Source organism: Streptomyces sp. NBC_00620, assembly GCF_026341825.1.
In the GTDB taxonomy this organism is placed as follows: Bacteria; Actinomycetota; Actinomycetes; order Streptomycetales; family Streptomycetaceae; genus Streptomyces.
Window position 1 is genome coordinate 1,194,237 of record NZ_JAPENY010000001.1, and the last position, 15,973, is coordinate 1,210,209.

General features: G+C 71.5%; 16 protein-coding genes and 1 pseudogene. 9 read left to right on the top strand and 8 right to left on the bottom strand.

Going from position 1 to position 15,973, the window contains the following annotated elements; all coding sequences use genetic code 11:
* Nucleotides 1-340: 340 nt before the first annotated feature.
* The gene (locus OG246_RS05440) at nucleotides 341-478 is read right to left on the bottom strand and encodes a hypothetical protein (RefSeq protein ID WP_266456620.1); all 138 of its coding nucleotides are present in this window, start codon (nucleotides 476-478) and stop codon (nucleotides 341-343) included.
* A gap of 63 nt (nucleotides 479-541) precedes the next feature.
* Between OG246_RS05440 and OG246_RS05445 the strand changes: the two genes are divergently transcribed.
* A complete protein-coding gene (locus tag OG246_RS05445) occupies nucleotides 542-979 on the top strand; it encodes a hypothetical protein (protein ID WP_019061278.1) in 438 nt (145 codons plus the stop codon).
* A gap of 108 nt (nucleotides 980-1,087) precedes the next feature.
* Here the strand turns inward: OG246_RS05445 and OG246_RS05450 are convergent, their stop codons facing one another.
* Together OG246_RS05450 and OG246_RS05455 are read right to left on the bottom strand one after the other, a co-directional pair.
* Complete coding sequence (locus OG246_RS05450; protein WP_266456626.1) at nucleotides 1,088-1,636, bottom strand: GNAT family N-acetyltransferase; 549 nt, start codon at nucleotides 1,634-1,636, stop codon at nucleotides 1,088-1,090.
* Between the two features lie 93 nt (nucleotides 1,637-1,729).
* Complete coding sequence (locus OG246_RS05455; RefSeq protein ID WP_266456629.1) at nucleotides 1,730-2,860, bottom strand: NAD(P)/FAD-dependent oxidoreductase; 1,131 nt, start codon at nucleotides 2,858-2,860, stop codon at nucleotides 1,730-1,732.
* Between the two features lie 131 nt (nucleotides 2,861-2,991).
* Here OG246_RS05455 and OG246_RS05460 point away from each other — a divergent pair, with 131 nt between their 5' ends.
* Entirely contained in the window at nucleotides 2,992-3,630 is a 639-nt protein-coding gene (locus OG246_RS05460) for a TetR/AcrR family transcriptional regulator (protein ID WP_266456632.1), read from the top strand.
* 42 nt (nucleotides 3,631-3,672) lie between these two features.
* Here the strand turns inward: OG246_RS05460 and OG246_RS05465 are convergent, their stop codons facing one another.
* On the bottom strand, nucleotides 3,673-4,299 hold the full coding sequence (locus OG246_RS05465) for a sigma-70 family RNA polymerase sigma factor (protein ID WP_266463890.1): 627 nt from the start codon (nucleotides 4,297-4,299) through the stop codon (nucleotides 3,673-3,675).
* A gap of 173 nt (nucleotides 4,300-4,472) precedes the next feature.
* A complete protein-coding gene (locus OG246_RS05470) occupies nucleotides 4,473-5,240 on the bottom strand; it encodes a hypothetical protein (RefSeq protein WP_266456634.1) in 768 nt (255 codons plus the stop codon).
* A gap of 262 nt (nucleotides 5,241-5,502) precedes the next feature.
* Between OG246_RS05470 and OG246_RS05475 the strand changes: the two genes are divergently transcribed.
* The 7 genes from OG246_RS05475 (at nucleotide 5,503) to OG246_RS05505 (ending at nucleotide 12,884) form a co-directional block, all read left to right on the top strand.
* Complete coding sequence (locus OG246_RS05475) at nucleotides 5,503-6,270, top strand: class I SAM-dependent methyltransferase (protein ID WP_266456637.1); 768 nt, start codon at nucleotides 5,503-5,505, stop codon at nucleotides 6,268-6,270.
* A gap of 81 nt (nucleotides 6,271-6,351) precedes the next feature.
* Nucleotides 6,352-7,509, top strand: a complete 1,158-nt coding sequence (locus OG246_RS05480) for an iron ABC transporter permease (protein WP_266456639.1) — start codon at nucleotides 6,352-6,354, stop codon at nucleotides 7,507-7,509.
* Nucleotides 7,510-7,536: 27 nt separating this feature from the next.
* Entirely contained in the window at nucleotides 7,537-8,349 is an 813-nt protein-coding gene (locus tag OG246_RS05485; protein ID WP_266456640.1) for an ABC transporter ATP-binding protein, read from the top strand.
* Nucleotides 8,346-9,353, top strand: coding sequence for an ABC transporter substrate-binding protein (locus tag OG246_RS05490; protein WP_266456642.1), 1,008 nt, complete (start codon nucleotides 8,346-8,348; stop codon nucleotides 9,351-9,353). The genes OG246_RS05485 and OG246_RS05490 overlap by 4 nt, the downstream gene beginning before the upstream one ends.
* A complete protein-coding gene (locus tag OG246_RS05495; protein WP_266456644.1) occupies nucleotides 9,350-10,453 on the top strand; it encodes a pyridoxal-phosphate dependent enzyme in 1,104 nt (367 codons plus the stop codon). The genes OG246_RS05490 and OG246_RS05495 overlap by 4 nt, the downstream gene beginning before the upstream one ends.
* Nucleotides 10,450-11,676: an ATP-grasp domain-containing protein gene (locus OG246_RS05500; RefSeq protein ID WP_266456647.1), complete on the top strand. Its 1,227-nt coding sequence runs from the start codon at nucleotides 10,450-10,452 to the stop codon at nucleotides 11,674-11,676. Before OG246_RS05495 ends, OG246_RS05500 begins: the two co-directional genes overlap by 4 nt.
* On the top strand, nucleotides 11,673-12,884 hold the full coding sequence (locus OG246_RS05505) for an MFS transporter (RefSeq protein WP_266456650.1): 1,212 nt from the start codon (nucleotides 11,673-11,675) through the stop codon (nucleotides 12,882-12,884). The genes OG246_RS05500 and OG246_RS05505 overlap by 4 nt, the downstream gene beginning before the upstream one ends.
* On the opposite strand, the gene OG246_RS05510 is transcribed toward OG246_RS05505, so the two are convergent.
* From OG246_RS05510 to OG246_RS05520, 3 genes and pseudogenes are all read right to left on the bottom strand, one after another.
* Nucleotides 12,885-13,424, bottom strand: coding sequence for a copper chaperone PCu(A)C (locus OG246_RS05510; protein WP_266456653.1), 540 nt, complete (start codon nucleotides 13,422-13,424; stop codon nucleotides 12,885-12,887).
* A gap of 19 nt (nucleotides 13,425-13,443) precedes the next feature.
* Nucleotides 13,444-15,707: pseudogene (locus OG246_RS05515) on the bottom strand (heavy metal translocating P-type ATPase).
* Nucleotides 15,707-15,955 carry a hypothetical protein gene (locus tag OG246_RS05520; RefSeq protein WP_266456655.1) on the bottom strand — a complete coding sequence of 83 codons (249 nt, stop codon included), beginning with the start codon at nucleotides 15,953-15,955 and terminating at the stop codon, nucleotides 15,707-15,709. The pseudogene OG246_RS05515 and the gene OG246_RS05520 overlap by 1 nt, the downstream one beginning before the upstream one ends.
* Between the last annotated feature and the right edge of the window lie 18 nt (nucleotides 15,956-15,973).

A 15,973-nucleotide genomic window follows, 5' to 3' on the forward strand; every position in this document is an offset into this window, starting at 1 on the left:
GTGACCTACTCAGGGTAGGCCAGCGGCTTCGGGCCACCGCGGGCGAGAGAGCGCGGCGGCGCGGGCGTCGGATCGGACCCGCTTGAACGCGGGCGCCCGGCTTCACGTACGGAAGATCCCAGCCATCGCACGTCCGGCGGGCCCGTTCTCGGTACGACAAACGGGCTGCGGCCGCCGGCCATCTGCGAAACTGGGGCCTGGTACGGACAGCTCACATGAACGATGGTGTTCAGAGGCCGCGAAGATCCTGCGGACAGGTGTTTCAGCGCACGTTTCGGCGTGCGGCCGTGGGGGAGGTCACTGTCACGATGATCGGGTTGCGTGACGGGGGTCGCGCGCCTTAGAAAAGCAGTCGGGTGGAGATATGCATCGCGGTGGCGGACTGGGCGAGGGGACCGATGACCTCGGTCCTCGGCGTGCCCGCGGGGGAAAGCACCGACGCGAGGCGGAGGAAGCGGCCGAGGCCAGAGCCGGACATGAGCCCGAGCGTGCCGACCGCAGGGTCGAGAGGCTGGGGGCAGGGAGCGGGAATGGTGGCCGGGTGGGGGTGACGTACAAATACTTCGGCGCGCCCGACGGCGCGACGGCAGCCCGCGTCCCGATCTCGATGCGCCCCGAAGAACTCGGCGGCGACGAACTCGGCATGAACGGCATGTTCACCAAGATCAAGCCGGAAACCATGGCAGCCATGGTCCTCACCGGCATAGAAGGCGTCCCCCTCAACAAGGTGCCGCCGCTCGAGCTCGTCGTCCTCCACCCCGACTACGCCGTGGTCAAGCTCCCCATGACCGTCGTCGACCCGCTCCGGGGGATCGGGGAGGAAGCGGTGGGCGCCGCGGCCTTCATCTGGTCGACGGTGCCGGACCGGGGCGGGCCGCGGGACGCGTTCAATGTGTATCAACTGCTGCATGAGTGGCAGGACTTCAGCCACCGGTTGCATGAGGCCGGCCATCAGCCCTATTGCCTGGTCTGGCCCTGACCTGAGGTTGCGTGAGCCGAGGCTTCATGAAGTGCGGGCGGGGTTTTCGGGCCCCGCCCTCGTCATGTGCCGCTACGGCGACGGCGAAAACACACCGGGTTCGCGACGCTAACGGCCGCGGCCGCCACGCACGGCCCGGTGTTCCGAGGCGAGGAGACCGAAGAGGACGTCGTCGGTCCACTCCCCCTTGATCCAGGTGCTCTGTACGAGGTGGCCCTCGCGGCGGAAGCCGACGCGCTCCAGCAACTTCGCCGAGCGGGCGTTGCGCCCGTCGCAGGCGGCCGAGACCCTGTGCAGCCTCTCCTCCACCAGCAGGAACTCCACCATCCGCGCGACCGCCTCGGTGGCGTACCCGCGCCCCTGGAACTCCGGCGCGAACGTGAAGCCCAGCTCCGCCTGCCGCCCGTCCTCGTTCCGGCACACCCCGACATCGCCGATCAGCCCCGGAGTGTCCCGCCGCTCGACGGCGTACTGGAACCACCCCGGATCGCGGGGATCCCCGGCGGAGAACGTGGCCGCCAGCCGCTCGGCCTCCTCCATCGACACCGGCGATTCCCAGGACTGATACCGGCTCACCTCGGGATCCGACCGATACGCCGCCAATGCCGGTGCATCTGCCGGGGTGAACTTCCGGAGCAACAGCCTCGCGGTCTCCATGTCTTCGCTTCCTCTCATCGCCTCCCCCTGATTTCCGCTGTTCGTGCCGTGACGCCGGCGGCGCGGAGGACCCGCGCATCAGTCTGCGGGATTTCAGCGGTAGTTGAGCTCGGCGAGCTCGGTGGCGAGCTTCTTGGGTATGGCGGTGTGGCCGAGCAGGGGCAGCGCTATGTTGCGCACGACGCGCGCCATCGGGTTGCGGGTGGTGGCCATGCGGGTCATCCGGTCGGTGAAGGCGACGACCCGCTGGGCGACGGGGCGGCGCCGGGCCTCGTAGCCGTCGAGCCGCCCGGTGGCGAGCGCCTGGCCGAGGGCGTAGCCGTCCTGGATGCCGGTGTTCATCCCCTGGCCTCCGGCGGGGCTGTGCACGTGCGCGGCGTCGCCGGCCAGGAACAGCCGGCCGGCCCGGTAGCGGTCGGCGACCCGGTGGTGCACCCGGAACCGTGAGGACCACGCAATGCCCGTGACCTTGGCCTGCCCGGGGGCGCGCTCGTCGAGCAACCGCTGGACGAAGGCGAGGTCGGGGGTGGGCGGCGCGTCGTCCACGGTGGCGACGACCCGGTAGTGGCCGCCGGGAAGCGGCGCGACGACGGTGAGACCGTCGGTGGCGAAGGTGAGCGACACCTCGCCGGGGCCCGGGGCCCAGTCCATCACGGCGTCGGCGAGCACGAAGGACTCGCTGTAGGCGCTGCCGGTGAATCCGATGCCCGCGGCTTCGCGGACGGTGCTGTGCATGCCGTCGGCGCCGACGGCGTATGCGGCGCGCAGCGTTTCTCCGGTGCTCATGGTGAGCGTCACGCCGTCCTCGTCCTGAACGACGGAGGCGACCTCGTACGGGCGGTGCACATCGCCGCCGAGCGCCCGCAGCCGGTCAAGCAGCACGCTCTCGGTCTCGTACTGGGGAACCATCAGCGTGTACGGGTGCGCCGTGGGCAGCTTTTCGAACGGCACGGTCAGCAGCCGGCGGGAGCCCTCGCGGACGGCGAACCGGGTGACCTTGATGCCGCGTGCGATCAGTTCCTCGGAGACTCCCAGTTCGTCGAGGACCTCCAGGGTGCGGGCGTGTACGACGGCGGCACGTGAGGTGTTGGCGCCCTCCGCCAGCTTGTCCAGGACGACGAAGTCGACGCCGGAGGCGGCGAGCGTGACGGCGAGAGCGAGACCGGCCGGGCCGGCACCGACGACGGCGACCTCGGTGCGGGCGGGCAGTGCGGTGGTGTTCATGGCGGAGCCTTCCGTTCTGGTCCGGGAAACAGGTCAACACATGTTGGTCAACGAGCGTTGGCCAACGCCTGTTGACAGGATGCCCGGCTCCACGCTGGAAAGTCAACACGCGTTGGCCTACAATCGTTGGCATGAACCAGGACGCCGAGCCCACCAGCACAGACACCAGGACAGACACCAGCAGCACAGACACCGGCAGCACGGACACCACCGGCACGGACAAGCGCTCCGACCGCACCAAGGCCGCGATCCTGCGCGCCGCGCGTGAGCGGTTCGCGGCTCAGGGCTACGAACGCACCACCATCCGCGCCGTGGCCTCAGACGCCGACATCGACCCGTCGATGGTCATGCGCTACTTCGGCAACAAGGCACACCTCTTCGACGCGGCGCTCGCCATCGACCTGCGTCTGCCGGACCTCACCGACGTTCCGGCGGAGAAGCTGGCACGGGTGCTGGTGCGGCACTTCCTCGACCGCTGGGAAGGCAACCCGGCCGACGAAGCGCTGCTGGTCCTGCTCCGCTCCGCGGTCACCAACGAGCACGCCGCGACGCGGATGCACGAGATCTTCGCGACCCAGGTCGCCCCGACGCTGGCCGCCGCGCTGGGCCCGGAAACAGCCAGACGCAAGGCCGGACTGGTCTCCGCCCAACTCCTCGGCCTGGGCCTGACCCGCTACCTGCTGCGTCTCCCGGCGGTGACCGCCCTCACCCGGGACGAGGTCGAAGACGGCCTCGCCCCGGCCATCGAGGCCGTTCTCGCACCGAAGTAGGCCGCCCGGCCAACGCGCCGGGCGGCATCGACGTACGGCACCTCAAGCGGCTGCCGCGGCCTCCCGGCGGGGGCCTTCGGCCTCGTACAGCGACTCGATGAGGGCGCTGCGTGCGCGGGCCACCCGCGAGCGCACCGTGCCCACCGGGCAGCCGCTGACGAGTGCCGCTTCCGCGTAGGGCAGCCCGAGCAGTTGGGTCAGCACGAACGCCTCCCGGCGTTCGTCGGGCAGTGCGGCGAGAAGTTCGGCGAGGGCGATGCCGTCGTCGAAGCCGGGGAGGCCGCGCGGCTGTGCGCGTTCGGCCGCCGACTGCCAGTCGTCGGTGTGCGACAGGCGGGGCCGGGCGGCGGCGTACCGGATGCTGTCGACCACGGCGCGGCGCGCGATGGACAACAGCCAACTGCGCGCCGAGCAACGGCCCTCGAAACGGTGCAGGCTGCCGAGGGCCCGCAGGAAGATGTCCTGGGCCAGGTCGTCGGCGTTCTGCGGGTCGGCGCCGAGGTGGGTCACGTAGCGGATGACGTCCCGGTGCAGGGCGCGGACGAACTTCTCGACCGCGTCGAGGTCACCGCCTCGGGCGGCGAGCGCCCAGGAGGTTATCGACTCGTCGCGTGAGGCGGGTGAGGTGGGAGAGGCGGGAGAGGTCGGTACGGCTTGTGAGTTGGGCAGGGCGGTAGTGAGCACCTGGTGTCCTTCTCGGGGTCCGGGAACGGGCCGGCCCAGCGGGCACGGCGGTTCCGGCGGTTGTTGACGTCCGGCCGCGCAGGCGCGACCGATACCCGAGGCGAAGTGCGGAGTGTCGGTGACGGACTCCGTGTGCGGCCTCGGGGAACCGGCTGTCGTCAGATGACAGCGGTCCCGACGGGTGGACCCCGAGAAGTGATGGCATGGACGAGGAGGAGCTGCCGCAGCGCTTGGACCGAGTGGTTCCGGCGAGCGCGGACACGTGGGCGGTGCGGCGGCGCGGGCAGCCGGAGCAGCAGCCGCAACGGGGCGACGAGCCAGCCGCCGAGGACCCGCAGGATGCGGAACGCGGCGCGCTCGCCGTGCGCGAGCCACAAGCCGCAGAGCAGGGCGGTGACCAGGTGGGCGGCGAGCATGCCCATCGGTGACATGCCGTCCATGACATGACCCGCGTGGGCCATCGAGCCCATCGAGCGCATGGATCCCATGGAGCCCATACCGTCCATGCCACTCATCGACATCGACGACATATCGGCCATGTCATGGCTCATGGAGTGCGCAGCCGTCGCCTGCCCGCCGTGGGTGTCCGTGCCGGTTCCCGCCGGCGAGCACAGCAGGTACGACGCCCATCGCCCGGCGAGGGACGCGCCATCGGCCCCTTCCGGCCGTACGACCGCCTGAGCGAGTGAGAACAGCGCGTGGAGGAGGACTTGGGCGGCGACCGTGACGGAGCCGACGGCGAACAGCCCGCGCTCGCGGCCGGCCAGCGCCCACGCCGTCCCGCCCGTAGCCACGGCTCCGGCGACCAGCGCCCACCAGGGCACCTCGAAGCCGGACGCCATCGCGTGGCCCTGCACGGCGGACAGCACGCAGACGGCCGCGAACACCGCAGCCCTCAACGCACGCGAACACCGTCCAGCGGTCATAGCGGCTCATCCTTGCATCAGCGTCTCCGCTGTCACCAGGGCAGTACGGAAACCCACGGGGTACGCCACTCAATCCCGCACATGTGATCCACGACACAGCAACACGCCGGAAACCGCGGGCCGTTCGGGCCGAGCCGAGCTCGAACCCGCCGGGAACCAGAGCCGATCGGCATCCGACCACTGCAACGGAAGCCCCGCACTCAGAAGGTCGCGGCGCTCCGGCGCCCGGCCCCACCCGGCCCTGGATCGAGGTTGCAGCTGTATGCACTGGTACGAGGACGACGGATTCTGGTCGGACTTCTCCGAGACCATGTTCTCCGAGCGCAGGCGGTCGGAGACGGCGGACCTCGTGGCCGGGTCGCCGCTGCTGCGCTTCCCGGCCGGGAGCCGTGTGCTGGACCTGTGCTGCGGGCCCGGCCTGTATCTGGTGCCGCTGGCCCGCCGGGGTCACACGGTGACAGGGGTGGACCTCAGCCCGGTCATGCTGAAGCGGGCCGAGGCCGCCTGCGCGGAGGCCGGGGTGGATGTCCGGCTGTTACGGGCGGACATGCTGACGCACGTCGAGCCGGAGTCGTACGACGTGGTGCTCAACGTCTTCACCTCCTTCGGCTACTTCGACGAACCCGCCGACAACGCACGCGTGTTGCGCAACGCCCACGACTCGCTCGCACCCGGCGGACAGCTGCTGATCGACGTGCTGGGCAAGGAGGTCCTCGCCGGCTGGATCGGCCGGCCCAAGCTCGTCGAGCTCGAGGGCGGCGCGTACGTGGTGCAGCGCGACACCGTCCTGGACAGCTGGACGCGGCTGCGCACCGACTGGACGCTGGTGCGCGACGGGGTGGCGCGCGAGGCGTCGATCACCTCCTTCCTCTACAGCGCGGCCGAGCTGCGCGCCCTCTTCGAGGCGGCCGGCTTCACCGACGTGCGGTGCTACGGCGGCTTCGACGGCGGCCCGTACGACAACCACGCCGGGCGGCTGATCGTGCGCGGAACACGGCCGGAACTCTCCGCCGATTCACGGGAACTCTGAGGCACCCCGCTCCGACTACTGGTCCGTGGGCGGAGTTCGAGGCGCCCTGCCAGCCAACTTCCTTGCGAATGAAGGGACTTCATGGCCGAGATGGCCGAGGCCGCATCCGGGACATCCTCCGCGGGTCCCGCCGTCTCCTCGGCGAAGGAGCCACAACAGGAGCCAAGACAGGAGCCGCAACAGGAGCTTTATCAGGAGCCGGCGGGCCGCGGCAGGCTGCTGACCACACTCGTGGCGCTCTCCGTCACGCTGCTGGTCTCCGTCCTGGCCGGTATCGCGCTGGGGCCGACCGTCGTACCCCCGGCCGACGTCGTGCACTTCCTGTGGGCGGCCCTCACCGGCGGCGGCATCGGGGCGGACGAGGTGACCGGGTACTCGATCGTCTGGCATGTGCGCACCCCCAGGGTGCTGCTCGCCGCGGTCGTCGGCGCCGGGCTCTCGGTCGTCGGTGTCGCCATCCAGGCGCTGGTGCGCAACGCCCTCGCGGATCCGTTCGTGCTGGGCATCTCGTCGGGTGCGTCCGTGGGGGCGACGGCCGTCGTGGTCTTCGGGGTCTTCGCGGGTCTCGGGGTCTTCGCCCTGTCGGCCGCCGCGTTCCTCGGTGCCCTCGGGGCGACGGTCCTTGTGTACCTGGCCGCGCGCGGTCCGCTGGGGCTGACGCCGCTGCGGCTGGTGCTGACCGGGGTGGCGCTGGCGTACGGGTTCCAGGCGTTGATGAGTGTCCTGGTCTTCCTCTCCCCGAACGGGCAGGCCGCGCGGACCGTGCTGTTCTGGCTGCTCGGCAGCCTGGGTTCGGCGACCTGGGAGTCACTGCCGCTGGTGGCGGCGGCGGTGCTGGTCGCGGTCGTGGTGCTGCTGCGGCAGAGCCGGTCGCTGGACGTGCTGTCGCTGGGGGACGAGACCGCGGCCAGCCTGGGCGTGGACGCGGACGCGCTGCGGCGGGGGCTGTTCGTGCTCACCGCGGCCGTCACCGGGCTGATCGTGGCGGTCAGCGGCGCGATCGGCTTCGTCGGCCTGGTGCTGCCGCATGTCGTACGGATCTGGGTCGGCTCAACTCACCGGCGGGTGCTGGCCGTTGCGCCGCTGGCCGGGGCCTGCTTCATGGTCTGGGTCGACCTGGTCGCCCGTACCGCCTTCGCGCCCGAGGAGTTGCCGCTCGGAGTGATCACCGCACTGATCGGGGTGCCCGTGTTCGTCGTGCTGATGCGGCGGCGCGGCTATCTGTTCGGAGGTCAGTAGATGGCCCTCCTGTCCGGAGGTCGGTAAATGGTCCTCTCCCTGCGCGACCTGTCCGTCGAAGCGGCCGGGCGGGCGCTCGTCGACCGGCTGAACATCGATGTGGCCGCCGGTTCGATCGTCGGGCTCGTCGGGCCCAACGGCAGCGGCAAGTCCACCGCTCTGCGCTGTGTCTACCGGGCGCTGAGGCCGACCTCAGGGGCCGTCCTGCTCGACGGCACCGACCTGACCTCGCTGAAGCTGCGCGACAGCGCCCGTTCGATCGCCGCCCTGACCCAGGAGAGCCACACCGAGCTCGACTTCACCGTGGCGGAGGTGGTCGCCCTCGGCCGCACTCCGCACGCACGCGGCAACCATCAACTGACCGCCCGTGAGCGCGAGTTGTGCCGCCGGTCGATGGACCGGCTGGACATCGCCCACCTCGCGGACCGCAGCGTGCTGACCCTGTCCGGGGGCGAGCGCCAGCGCGTACTCGTCGCGCGCGCCCTCGCCCAGGAGCCCCGCGTCCTGGTCCTCGACGAGCCCACCAACCACCTCGACGTACGGCACCAGGTCGAGCTGCTGTCCTTCCTGCGCTCGTCCGGACTGACCGTCCTCACCGCCCTGCACGACCTCAACCTGGCGGCCCAGGTCTGCGACCGCATCGCCGTGCTCGGCTCCGGCTGCCTGGTCTCCTCCGGCGCTCCCGCGGAGGTCCTGACGCCCGAGCTGGTCCGCAAGGTGTTCGGCGTCGACGCCATGGTCGTGCCCCATCCGCGTACCGGAATCCCGCAGTTGCTCTACGACCTCGCCCCCACCGGCGCTTCCCGCATCGACGCGTCCCCGGAAGGACCCCCCTCGTGATCAGACGACCATTCCCCCGCAGCCTCGCCGCCGGACTGCTCACCACCGGGCTCCTGCTGACCGCCGGCTGCGGCGCCGAGGTCGAACCGGCGGCGGACGCCGAGCCGGACACGGTCACCGTCTCCAACTGCGGCAAGGACGTCACGTACACCCGCCCCGAACGCCCGGTCGCCTACGACGTCAGCGGCGCGGAGAAGATGTTCGCCCTGGGACTGGCCGAAGAGATGCGCGGCTACGTCATGAACGCGCTCGGCGACCCCTCCATCAAGGGCTCGCCGTGGCGCGAGGACTACGCCGAGGTCGAGCGGCTGGGCACCGAGCGCATCACCCGGGAGATCGTCGTCGACGCCGAGGCCGACTGGGTGCTGGCCGGCTGGAACTCCGGCTTCAGCGAGGAACGCGGCATCACCCCGGCCCTGTTGGACAAGGTCGGCATCGCCAGCTACCTGCACACCGAGACCTGCTGGGACTACGGCGACAAGAGCGTCGACGCGACACCGCTGGAGGCGCTCTACACCGACCTCGACAACCTGGGAAAGATCTTCGGCGTCGAGAAGCGGGCCGACGAACTCGTCACCGAACTCAAGGGCCGTGTCGCCGCGTTGAAGAAGACCTGGCCCGCCGAGGGCGACCCGGCCAAGGTCTTCGTCTACGACTCGGGCACCGACCAGCCGTTCACCGCCGGCCGCCACGCCGCGCCGAACGACATCATCGGCGCGGCCGGAGGCACCAACGTCTTCGGCGATCTCGACAAGGGCTGGACGACGGTCGGCTGGGAACCGGTCATCGAAGCCGCCCCCGAGGTGATCGTCATCATCGACTACGCCGACCAGCCGGCCAAGGACAAGATCGCCTACCTCAAGTCGCTGCCCAGCCTGAAGTCCGTCCCGGCGGTGAAGGACGACCACTTCCTCGTCATGTCGTACGGCGACGCCGTCAGCGGCCCGCGCAACGTCACGGGCGCCGAGGACCTGGGCCGCTACCTGCGCTCGGTCGGGCGGTGACGGTGACCCCGGCGCGCGCGACACGCACACCCACCGCCCCCGTCCACGAGCACATCACCGACGCCATCAAGGCCCCCGACCTGCTGCGGCTGTCCGACAACGTCGTCCTCGCCCGCTTCGAGACCCTCAAGGTGTACGCCGCCCTCGGCGCGGTCCGCACCCTGATGGAGCGCGGGACCGTGAAACCGGGCCAGACCCTCGTCGACAGCTCCAGCGGCATCTACGCCCTGGCCCTGGCGATGGCCTGCCACCGCTACGGCCTGAACTGCCACATCGTCGCCTCCACCACCGTCGACGCCACGATGCGCGCCCAGTTGGAGATCCTCGGCGCCACCGTGGACCAGATGCCGCCCTCGAAGGACCTGAGACTCGACCAGGAAGGGCGGGTCCGCCGGGTCCGGCAGCTGCTGGCCGAACAGCCGGGGCTGCACTGGATGCGCCAGTACCACGACGGCGTCCACTACACCGGCTACCGCGAGTTCGCCGACCTCGTGGACCGTGCGCTCCCCGGTGTACCGCTGACCGTGGTGGGTGCCGTGGGCACGGGCTCCTCCAGCGGCGGACTGGTCGAGGCACTGCGCGGGCGCGGCCGGGACGTACGCCTGCTGGGACTCCAGCCCTTCGGCAGCGTCACCTTCGGCAGCGAGGGGTTCAGCGACCCCGAGGCGATCATCGCCGGGATCGGCAGCTCGATCCCGTTCGACAACGTCCGCCACGACCTCTACGACACCCTCCACTGGCTCGACTTCCGGCACGCCATGGCCGGCGCCGTCGGCCTGCTGCGCGAACACGCCGTGTTCGCGGGTCTGTCCACCGGCGCCGCCCACCTCGTCGCGGGCTGGGAGGCCGGCCGCGACCCCGGCCGCACACACCTGGTCATCGGCGCCGACACCGGACACCGCTACACCGAGCGCGTCTTCGCCCGCCACCACGAGGCCCTCGACCCGCGCGCGCTCAAGCCGCACCAGATCACCAGCCTCAAGGACCTCGCCCTGCCGTGGTCGGCCATGGAGTGGAAACGGCGGCGGTACGACGTACGCCAACCCGCCATCCCCATACAGGGAACAGCCTCACCCACCAAGGAGGACCAGGCATCGTGACCATCGCCGCCCTGGAGGCACTCACCTTCGGCCTGGGACGCCTGATCGCGGCTGCCGACAACGCCGGACACCGGCTGTGTCTGCTCACCGGCGACCGTGACGTCTACCGCCACGAACTCGACCGACTCGACCCCACGGCACTCGACATCGTCGACCTCGACACCACCGACGAAGCCGCGTGCGCCGCCGCCCTGGCCGCCGTGCCCGACCTGCGCGGGCTCATCAACTCGACCGACACCTGGAGCGTCCCGGGCGCCGACCTCGCCGCCAAACTCGGCCTCCCGGGACCCGACCCGAGCGCGGTCCGCCAACTGCGGGACAAGAGCCGGGTGCGCAACCTCCTCCACGAGCGCGGCCTCAGCCGGGGCGGCGCCCTCGCCGATCCCTCCTCTGCTTCGGAGATCCTCCGTGTGATCGGTCTGCCGGCCGTCCTGAAGGACTCCGCGGGCACCTCCTCCCGCAACGTCTGGCCGGTACGCGACGAACTCCAGCTGCGTACGGCCCTCACCGCGGCCGCCGAACGCCCCTTCAACGGGCGGCTGTTCGCCGAGCCCTTCCTCTCCGGTCCCGTCTACAGCGCGGAAACCATCAGCTGGGAGGGCGAGACGAAGCTGCTCGGCGTCCTCAGCCGGCAGATGTCCCCCGAGCCCTCCGTACGCGAGGAGGCTGCGGCCTTCCCCGTCGTCCTCCCCCGCCCCGAACTCGGCCTGATCCAGGACTGGGTGGCGCGCGTGCTGGCGGCCGCGGGCCACGACAGCGGCTTCGCGCACGTGGAGTTCGTCCTCACCACCGAGGGCCCGGAACTGGTCGAGATCAACCGCCGCATCGGCGGCGCGCTCGTCGGCGAGGCACTGTGCCGCGCCCTGCGCACCAACGTCTACGACGCCATGGTCGACACAGCTCTCGGCCGCCGCCCCGCACTGCTGGACACCCCGGCCGCCGATCACACCCCCGGTCCCGCCACCGCCTTCGTGCTCGTCTACCCCGACCGGCCCGGCACGCTCACCGGCTGGACCGGCCTGGACGGTCTGTCCGCCTTCCCCGGCTCGCCCGAGTGGTACCCCACCGCGGTCCCGGGCCGGCGCGTGGAGCACCTGGCCGACCAGCGCGGCTGCACCGGCATCGTCCTGGCCGAGGCGGCGACGGCCGAACTGGCCCTGCACCGGGCGCTCAGCGCGGCCGGGAGCATACGGCCGGTCATCGCCACCGACGACCGGGGATGACTCTGGCTCCGCTCAGGGCGCTCACCGGCCCGCAGTACTTTCTGCTGGCCGGATCGTTCCTCATTCCCTTGGGCAGCTTCGCCGTGCTGCCCTTCATGTCGGTCCTGCTGCACGAACGGCTGCGCATGGGGCTCGGCACCGTCGGCGTGGTGCTCGCCGTCGCCTCGTTCGTGCAGTTCTCCGGCGGCGTCGTCGGGGCCGCGATCGCCGAGCGGATCGGGCTGCAGCGCACCATGCTGCTCGCCCTGGTGATCCGTACGGCGGGCTTCGTCTGCTTCCTGCCGGGGCTCGGCAATCCGGCGGTGGCCGTCACCGCGCTGTTCCTCGTGTCCGCCGGCGCCGCGCTCTATCTGCCCGCCAACAAGGCGTACTTGGTGCACCGCGTGGAGGAGGAGCAGCGCCCGCTGCTGCTGTCCGCGAGCAGCTCCGCCCTCAACGCCGGTATCGCCCTGGGCCCGATCGCCGCCGCGCCCTTCGTGCTCAGCGCCTCGGCGGGGCTCTTCACCGCGGTCTCCGTGCTGTTCGCGGCGGTCACGGTGGGGCACGCGCTGCTGCCCGTGGAGAAACCCGACGAGCGGCCGGCCGACGTCGGGGAAGCGCCCCGGCCCCGCGAGAAGCCGTTCGCCGGACTGCCTGTCCTGCCCTTCGCGATCACCGTGCTGAGCGTGTACGTCTTCATGTTCTTCCAGCACTACCTGGCGGTCTACGCCGTGCCCAGGACCTCGACGGTCTTCTACGCCTTCGTCCTCGCGCTGTACGCCCTGCTCCTGGTCGTCGCGCAGCCCCTCCTGTCGGACTGGATCGCCCGCCTGCCCTACCCCCGCGCCCTGCGGCTCGGTTTCACGGCGCTGGCCGCCGGCATGACCACGCTCGCCCTCGGCCACCCGGCCGCCATCCTGGCCGGAGCGCTGCTCATCTGCCTCGGCGAGATCGTCCTCTTCCTCAAGAACGACCTCGAAGCCCTGAACCGGTCCGGCCGCTCACCCGCGGTGGTCTTCGGCCACCAGCGACTGGCGGCCGGAATCGGCGCGTTCGCCAGCGGCATCGCGGGAGGCGGGGGCTACGACCTGGCCGAACGGTCCGGCCACACCGGCCTGTTCTGGGCAGCGGTCGCGGTGCAGTGCGCGCTGCTGCCGCCGCTGCTGATCCGTGGCCTGCGGCGGCTCCGCCCCGGCCGCACCACGACCGCACTTCACAGGGCCCTGTGATCACGACACGGGGTCGCTCGGGCGAACCACCACAGCGATGGTCTCGATCGCCCCGCTGTGCTCGAAGTGCAGCGTGAACGACACGAGGTCGCCCGCCCGCCAGCCCATCCTGGCCCGCAGGACCACGTCCAGGCCGTGCGGAGACATCGACAACTCGCCGCCCGCGGGGATCGGCGCCGAGGACACCGCCTCCTTGCGAGCGGCTCCGCTGCCGGCGGTGCTGTGACGGCTGAGGCCGATCTCCCCGCCGGTGGCGGAGGACGTCACCTTGACCAGCCGGTCGTCGGCGCCGCCTGGATTGGAGACGTCGAAGAACGCGGCGGTCTCCGTGCTGTCGCCGTACGGCAGGAAGACCCGCCCCGACGAGACGACGATCCGGGCCGGGCTGCCCGCCTTCCCGGCCCCGACCCAGGTGGTCAGACCGCCCAGGGCGAGGCTGCACACGGCCACGGGCGCGAGCGCGGCGAGCAGGGTGTCGGTGAGGCGACGACGGGTCGGCCGCCACGGGTGTTGCTCGGTCGTCAAGTCCGGCTCGTTCATCGCGTACGACTCGTTTCGTTCATCGCGTACGACTCCTGCCCCGCGTCGGTTGCCAGGCGCGCAATCTCAGGCTGTTGCCGACGACCAGCAGCGAACTGACCGACATCGCGGCCGCGGCGAGCATCGGGTTGAGCAGCCCCACCATGGCGAGCGGCACGGTCACGACGTTGTAGCCGAAGGCCCACACCAGGTTGACGCGGATCGTGCCCAGGGTGCGGCGGGCCAGCCGTACCGCGTCCGCCAGGGCCTCGATATCGCCGCGCACCAGCGTCACGTCGGCCGCGCCGATGGCGACGTCGGTGCCGCTGCCCATGGCGATGCCGAGGTCGGCGCCGGCCAGCGCGGCGGCGTCGTTGACACCGTCGCCGACCACGGCGACCCGACGGCCCTGTTCCCTCAGCTCCCGTACGAGGTCGGCCTTGTCCTCGGGTGTGCAGCGGGCGTGCACCTCGGTGATGCCGAGCGCGGCCGCGACGGCCCGGGCCGGTGCCTCGCGGTCGCCGGTGGCGAGCACCGGCCGCACACCGTCGCGCCTCAGCCGTTCCACGGCCCGGTAACTTCCCGGCCGTACGACGTCACCGACCTCGATCAGGGCCTCGGCCACTCCGTCCACCAGCACCACGACGGGTGTGTGCGCGGCGGCCTCCGCCACCGGCAGCGCGTCCGCCAGGTCCACGGGCAACTCCTGGTCCGGCGCGAGCACTTCGACGAGGCGTCCCTCCACCCAGCCACGGACTCCCTGCCCCGGCAGGGCGCTGAACTCGCCGACCTCCGGCAGTGACCACAGCGTGCGTCGCGCATACGCCGCGATCGCCCGCCCCAGCGGATGTTCCGAACCCTGCTCGACCGCCCCGGCCAGCCGCAGCACCGCGTCCCTCCCCGACCCGCCCGGCGCCGCCGTGACCCGGGCGACGCTCATGTGCCCGGAGGTGAGCGTGCCGGTCTTGTCGAGCACGACGGTGTCGAGGTGCTGAAGCCCCTCCAAGGCCTGCGGACCGCTGATGAGAACGCCCAGTTGGGCACCCCGCCCGGTCGCCGCCATCAGCGCGGTCGGCGTGGCAAGGCCCAGCGCGCACGGACAGGCCACGACGAGCACCGCCACGCACGCGGTGACGGCCGCCTGCGGATCGGCCCCGGCACCGAGCCAGAATCCGAGGGTCGTCACGGCCAGGGCCAGCACCGCGGGCACGAACACCCCGGCCACCGAGTCGGCCAGCCGCTGCGCCCGCGCCTTGCCAGCCTGCGCCTCGGTCACCAGCCGGGTGATCCGGGCGAGTTGTGTGTCGGCACCGACCGCCGTGGCTCGTACCGCCAGCAGCCCGCCCGCGTTGACGGCGCCGCCGACCATCGCCGAGCCCGGCTGGACCTCGACCGGCTCGCTCTCCCCCGTCACCAGCGACAGGTCCACGGCGGAACTGCCCTCCACCACCTCGCCGTCGGTGGCAACCCGCTCCCCCGGCCGCACGACGAAGACCTGCCCGACCCCCAACTCCTCGATGGGGACGAGCCGTTCGGACCCGTCCTCCTCTCGCACCGACACATCCTTGGCCGCGAGCCGGGCCAGCGACCGCAGCGCCGCCCCGGTCCCGCCCCGGTCCCGTGCCGGGCACGCGCCTCCAGGAATCGCCCCGCCAGCACGAACAGCGGTACGCCGACGGCCGCTTCGAGGTAGATGTGCGCGACACCGTCCGAGGAGGAGGGCACCAGGCTGAAGGGCATCCGCATGCCGGGATCCCCCGCGCCGCCCAGGAAGAGCGCGTACGCCGACCACGAGAAGGACGCCACCACCCCCAGCGACACCAGCGTGTCCATGGTCGCCGCCGAGTGCCGCAATCCGCGTACCGCCCGCGTGTGGAACGGCCATGAACCCCACACGGCGACCGGTGCGGCCAGCACGAAGCACAGCCACTGCCAGTTCCGGAACTGCCAGGCGGGCACCATCGACAGCACGAGCACCGGCACCGCGAGCAGTGCGGTCACCAGCAGTCGGTCCCGCTCGCCCCGGGTGTCCTCGGACCCTCCGCCGTCCGGGCGTTGGCGCTTCTTGGGAGGCGCGGGGAGCGCTGCCGTGTAGCCGGCCTTCTCCACCGTCGCGACGAGTTCGCCGGGCCGGACATGGGCCGGGTGGCTCACCCGGGCCCGCCCGGTGGCCAGATTGACGGTCGCCGTGACCCCGTCCAGCTTGCCGAGCTTCTTCTCGACCCGCCGTACGCAGGCCGCGCAGGTCATGCCGCCGACGGTCAGGTCAGTGGTCACGAGGACGGTTTCCGATTCCGAGGCCATCAGCCGTCCGATCCGTGTCCGTGCCCGGTGCCGCCGTCGGTTCCGTCACCGCCACCGCTCGTTCCCGTGCCCGGGTCGGTGCCGTGGATGCCGGGCGCCACGGGTCCAGCGGCGGCGCCGACGGCGTACGACACCGCGAAGATCAGCACCAGAAGCAGCAGAAAGCCGACCAGCACGGGCGGCGGCGTCAACTTCCGTAACGCCGCGCCCGCGCCCGCGTCGGGGGAGGATTGTCGGGGCTCGCCCATACCGGGTCTCCAGATCGC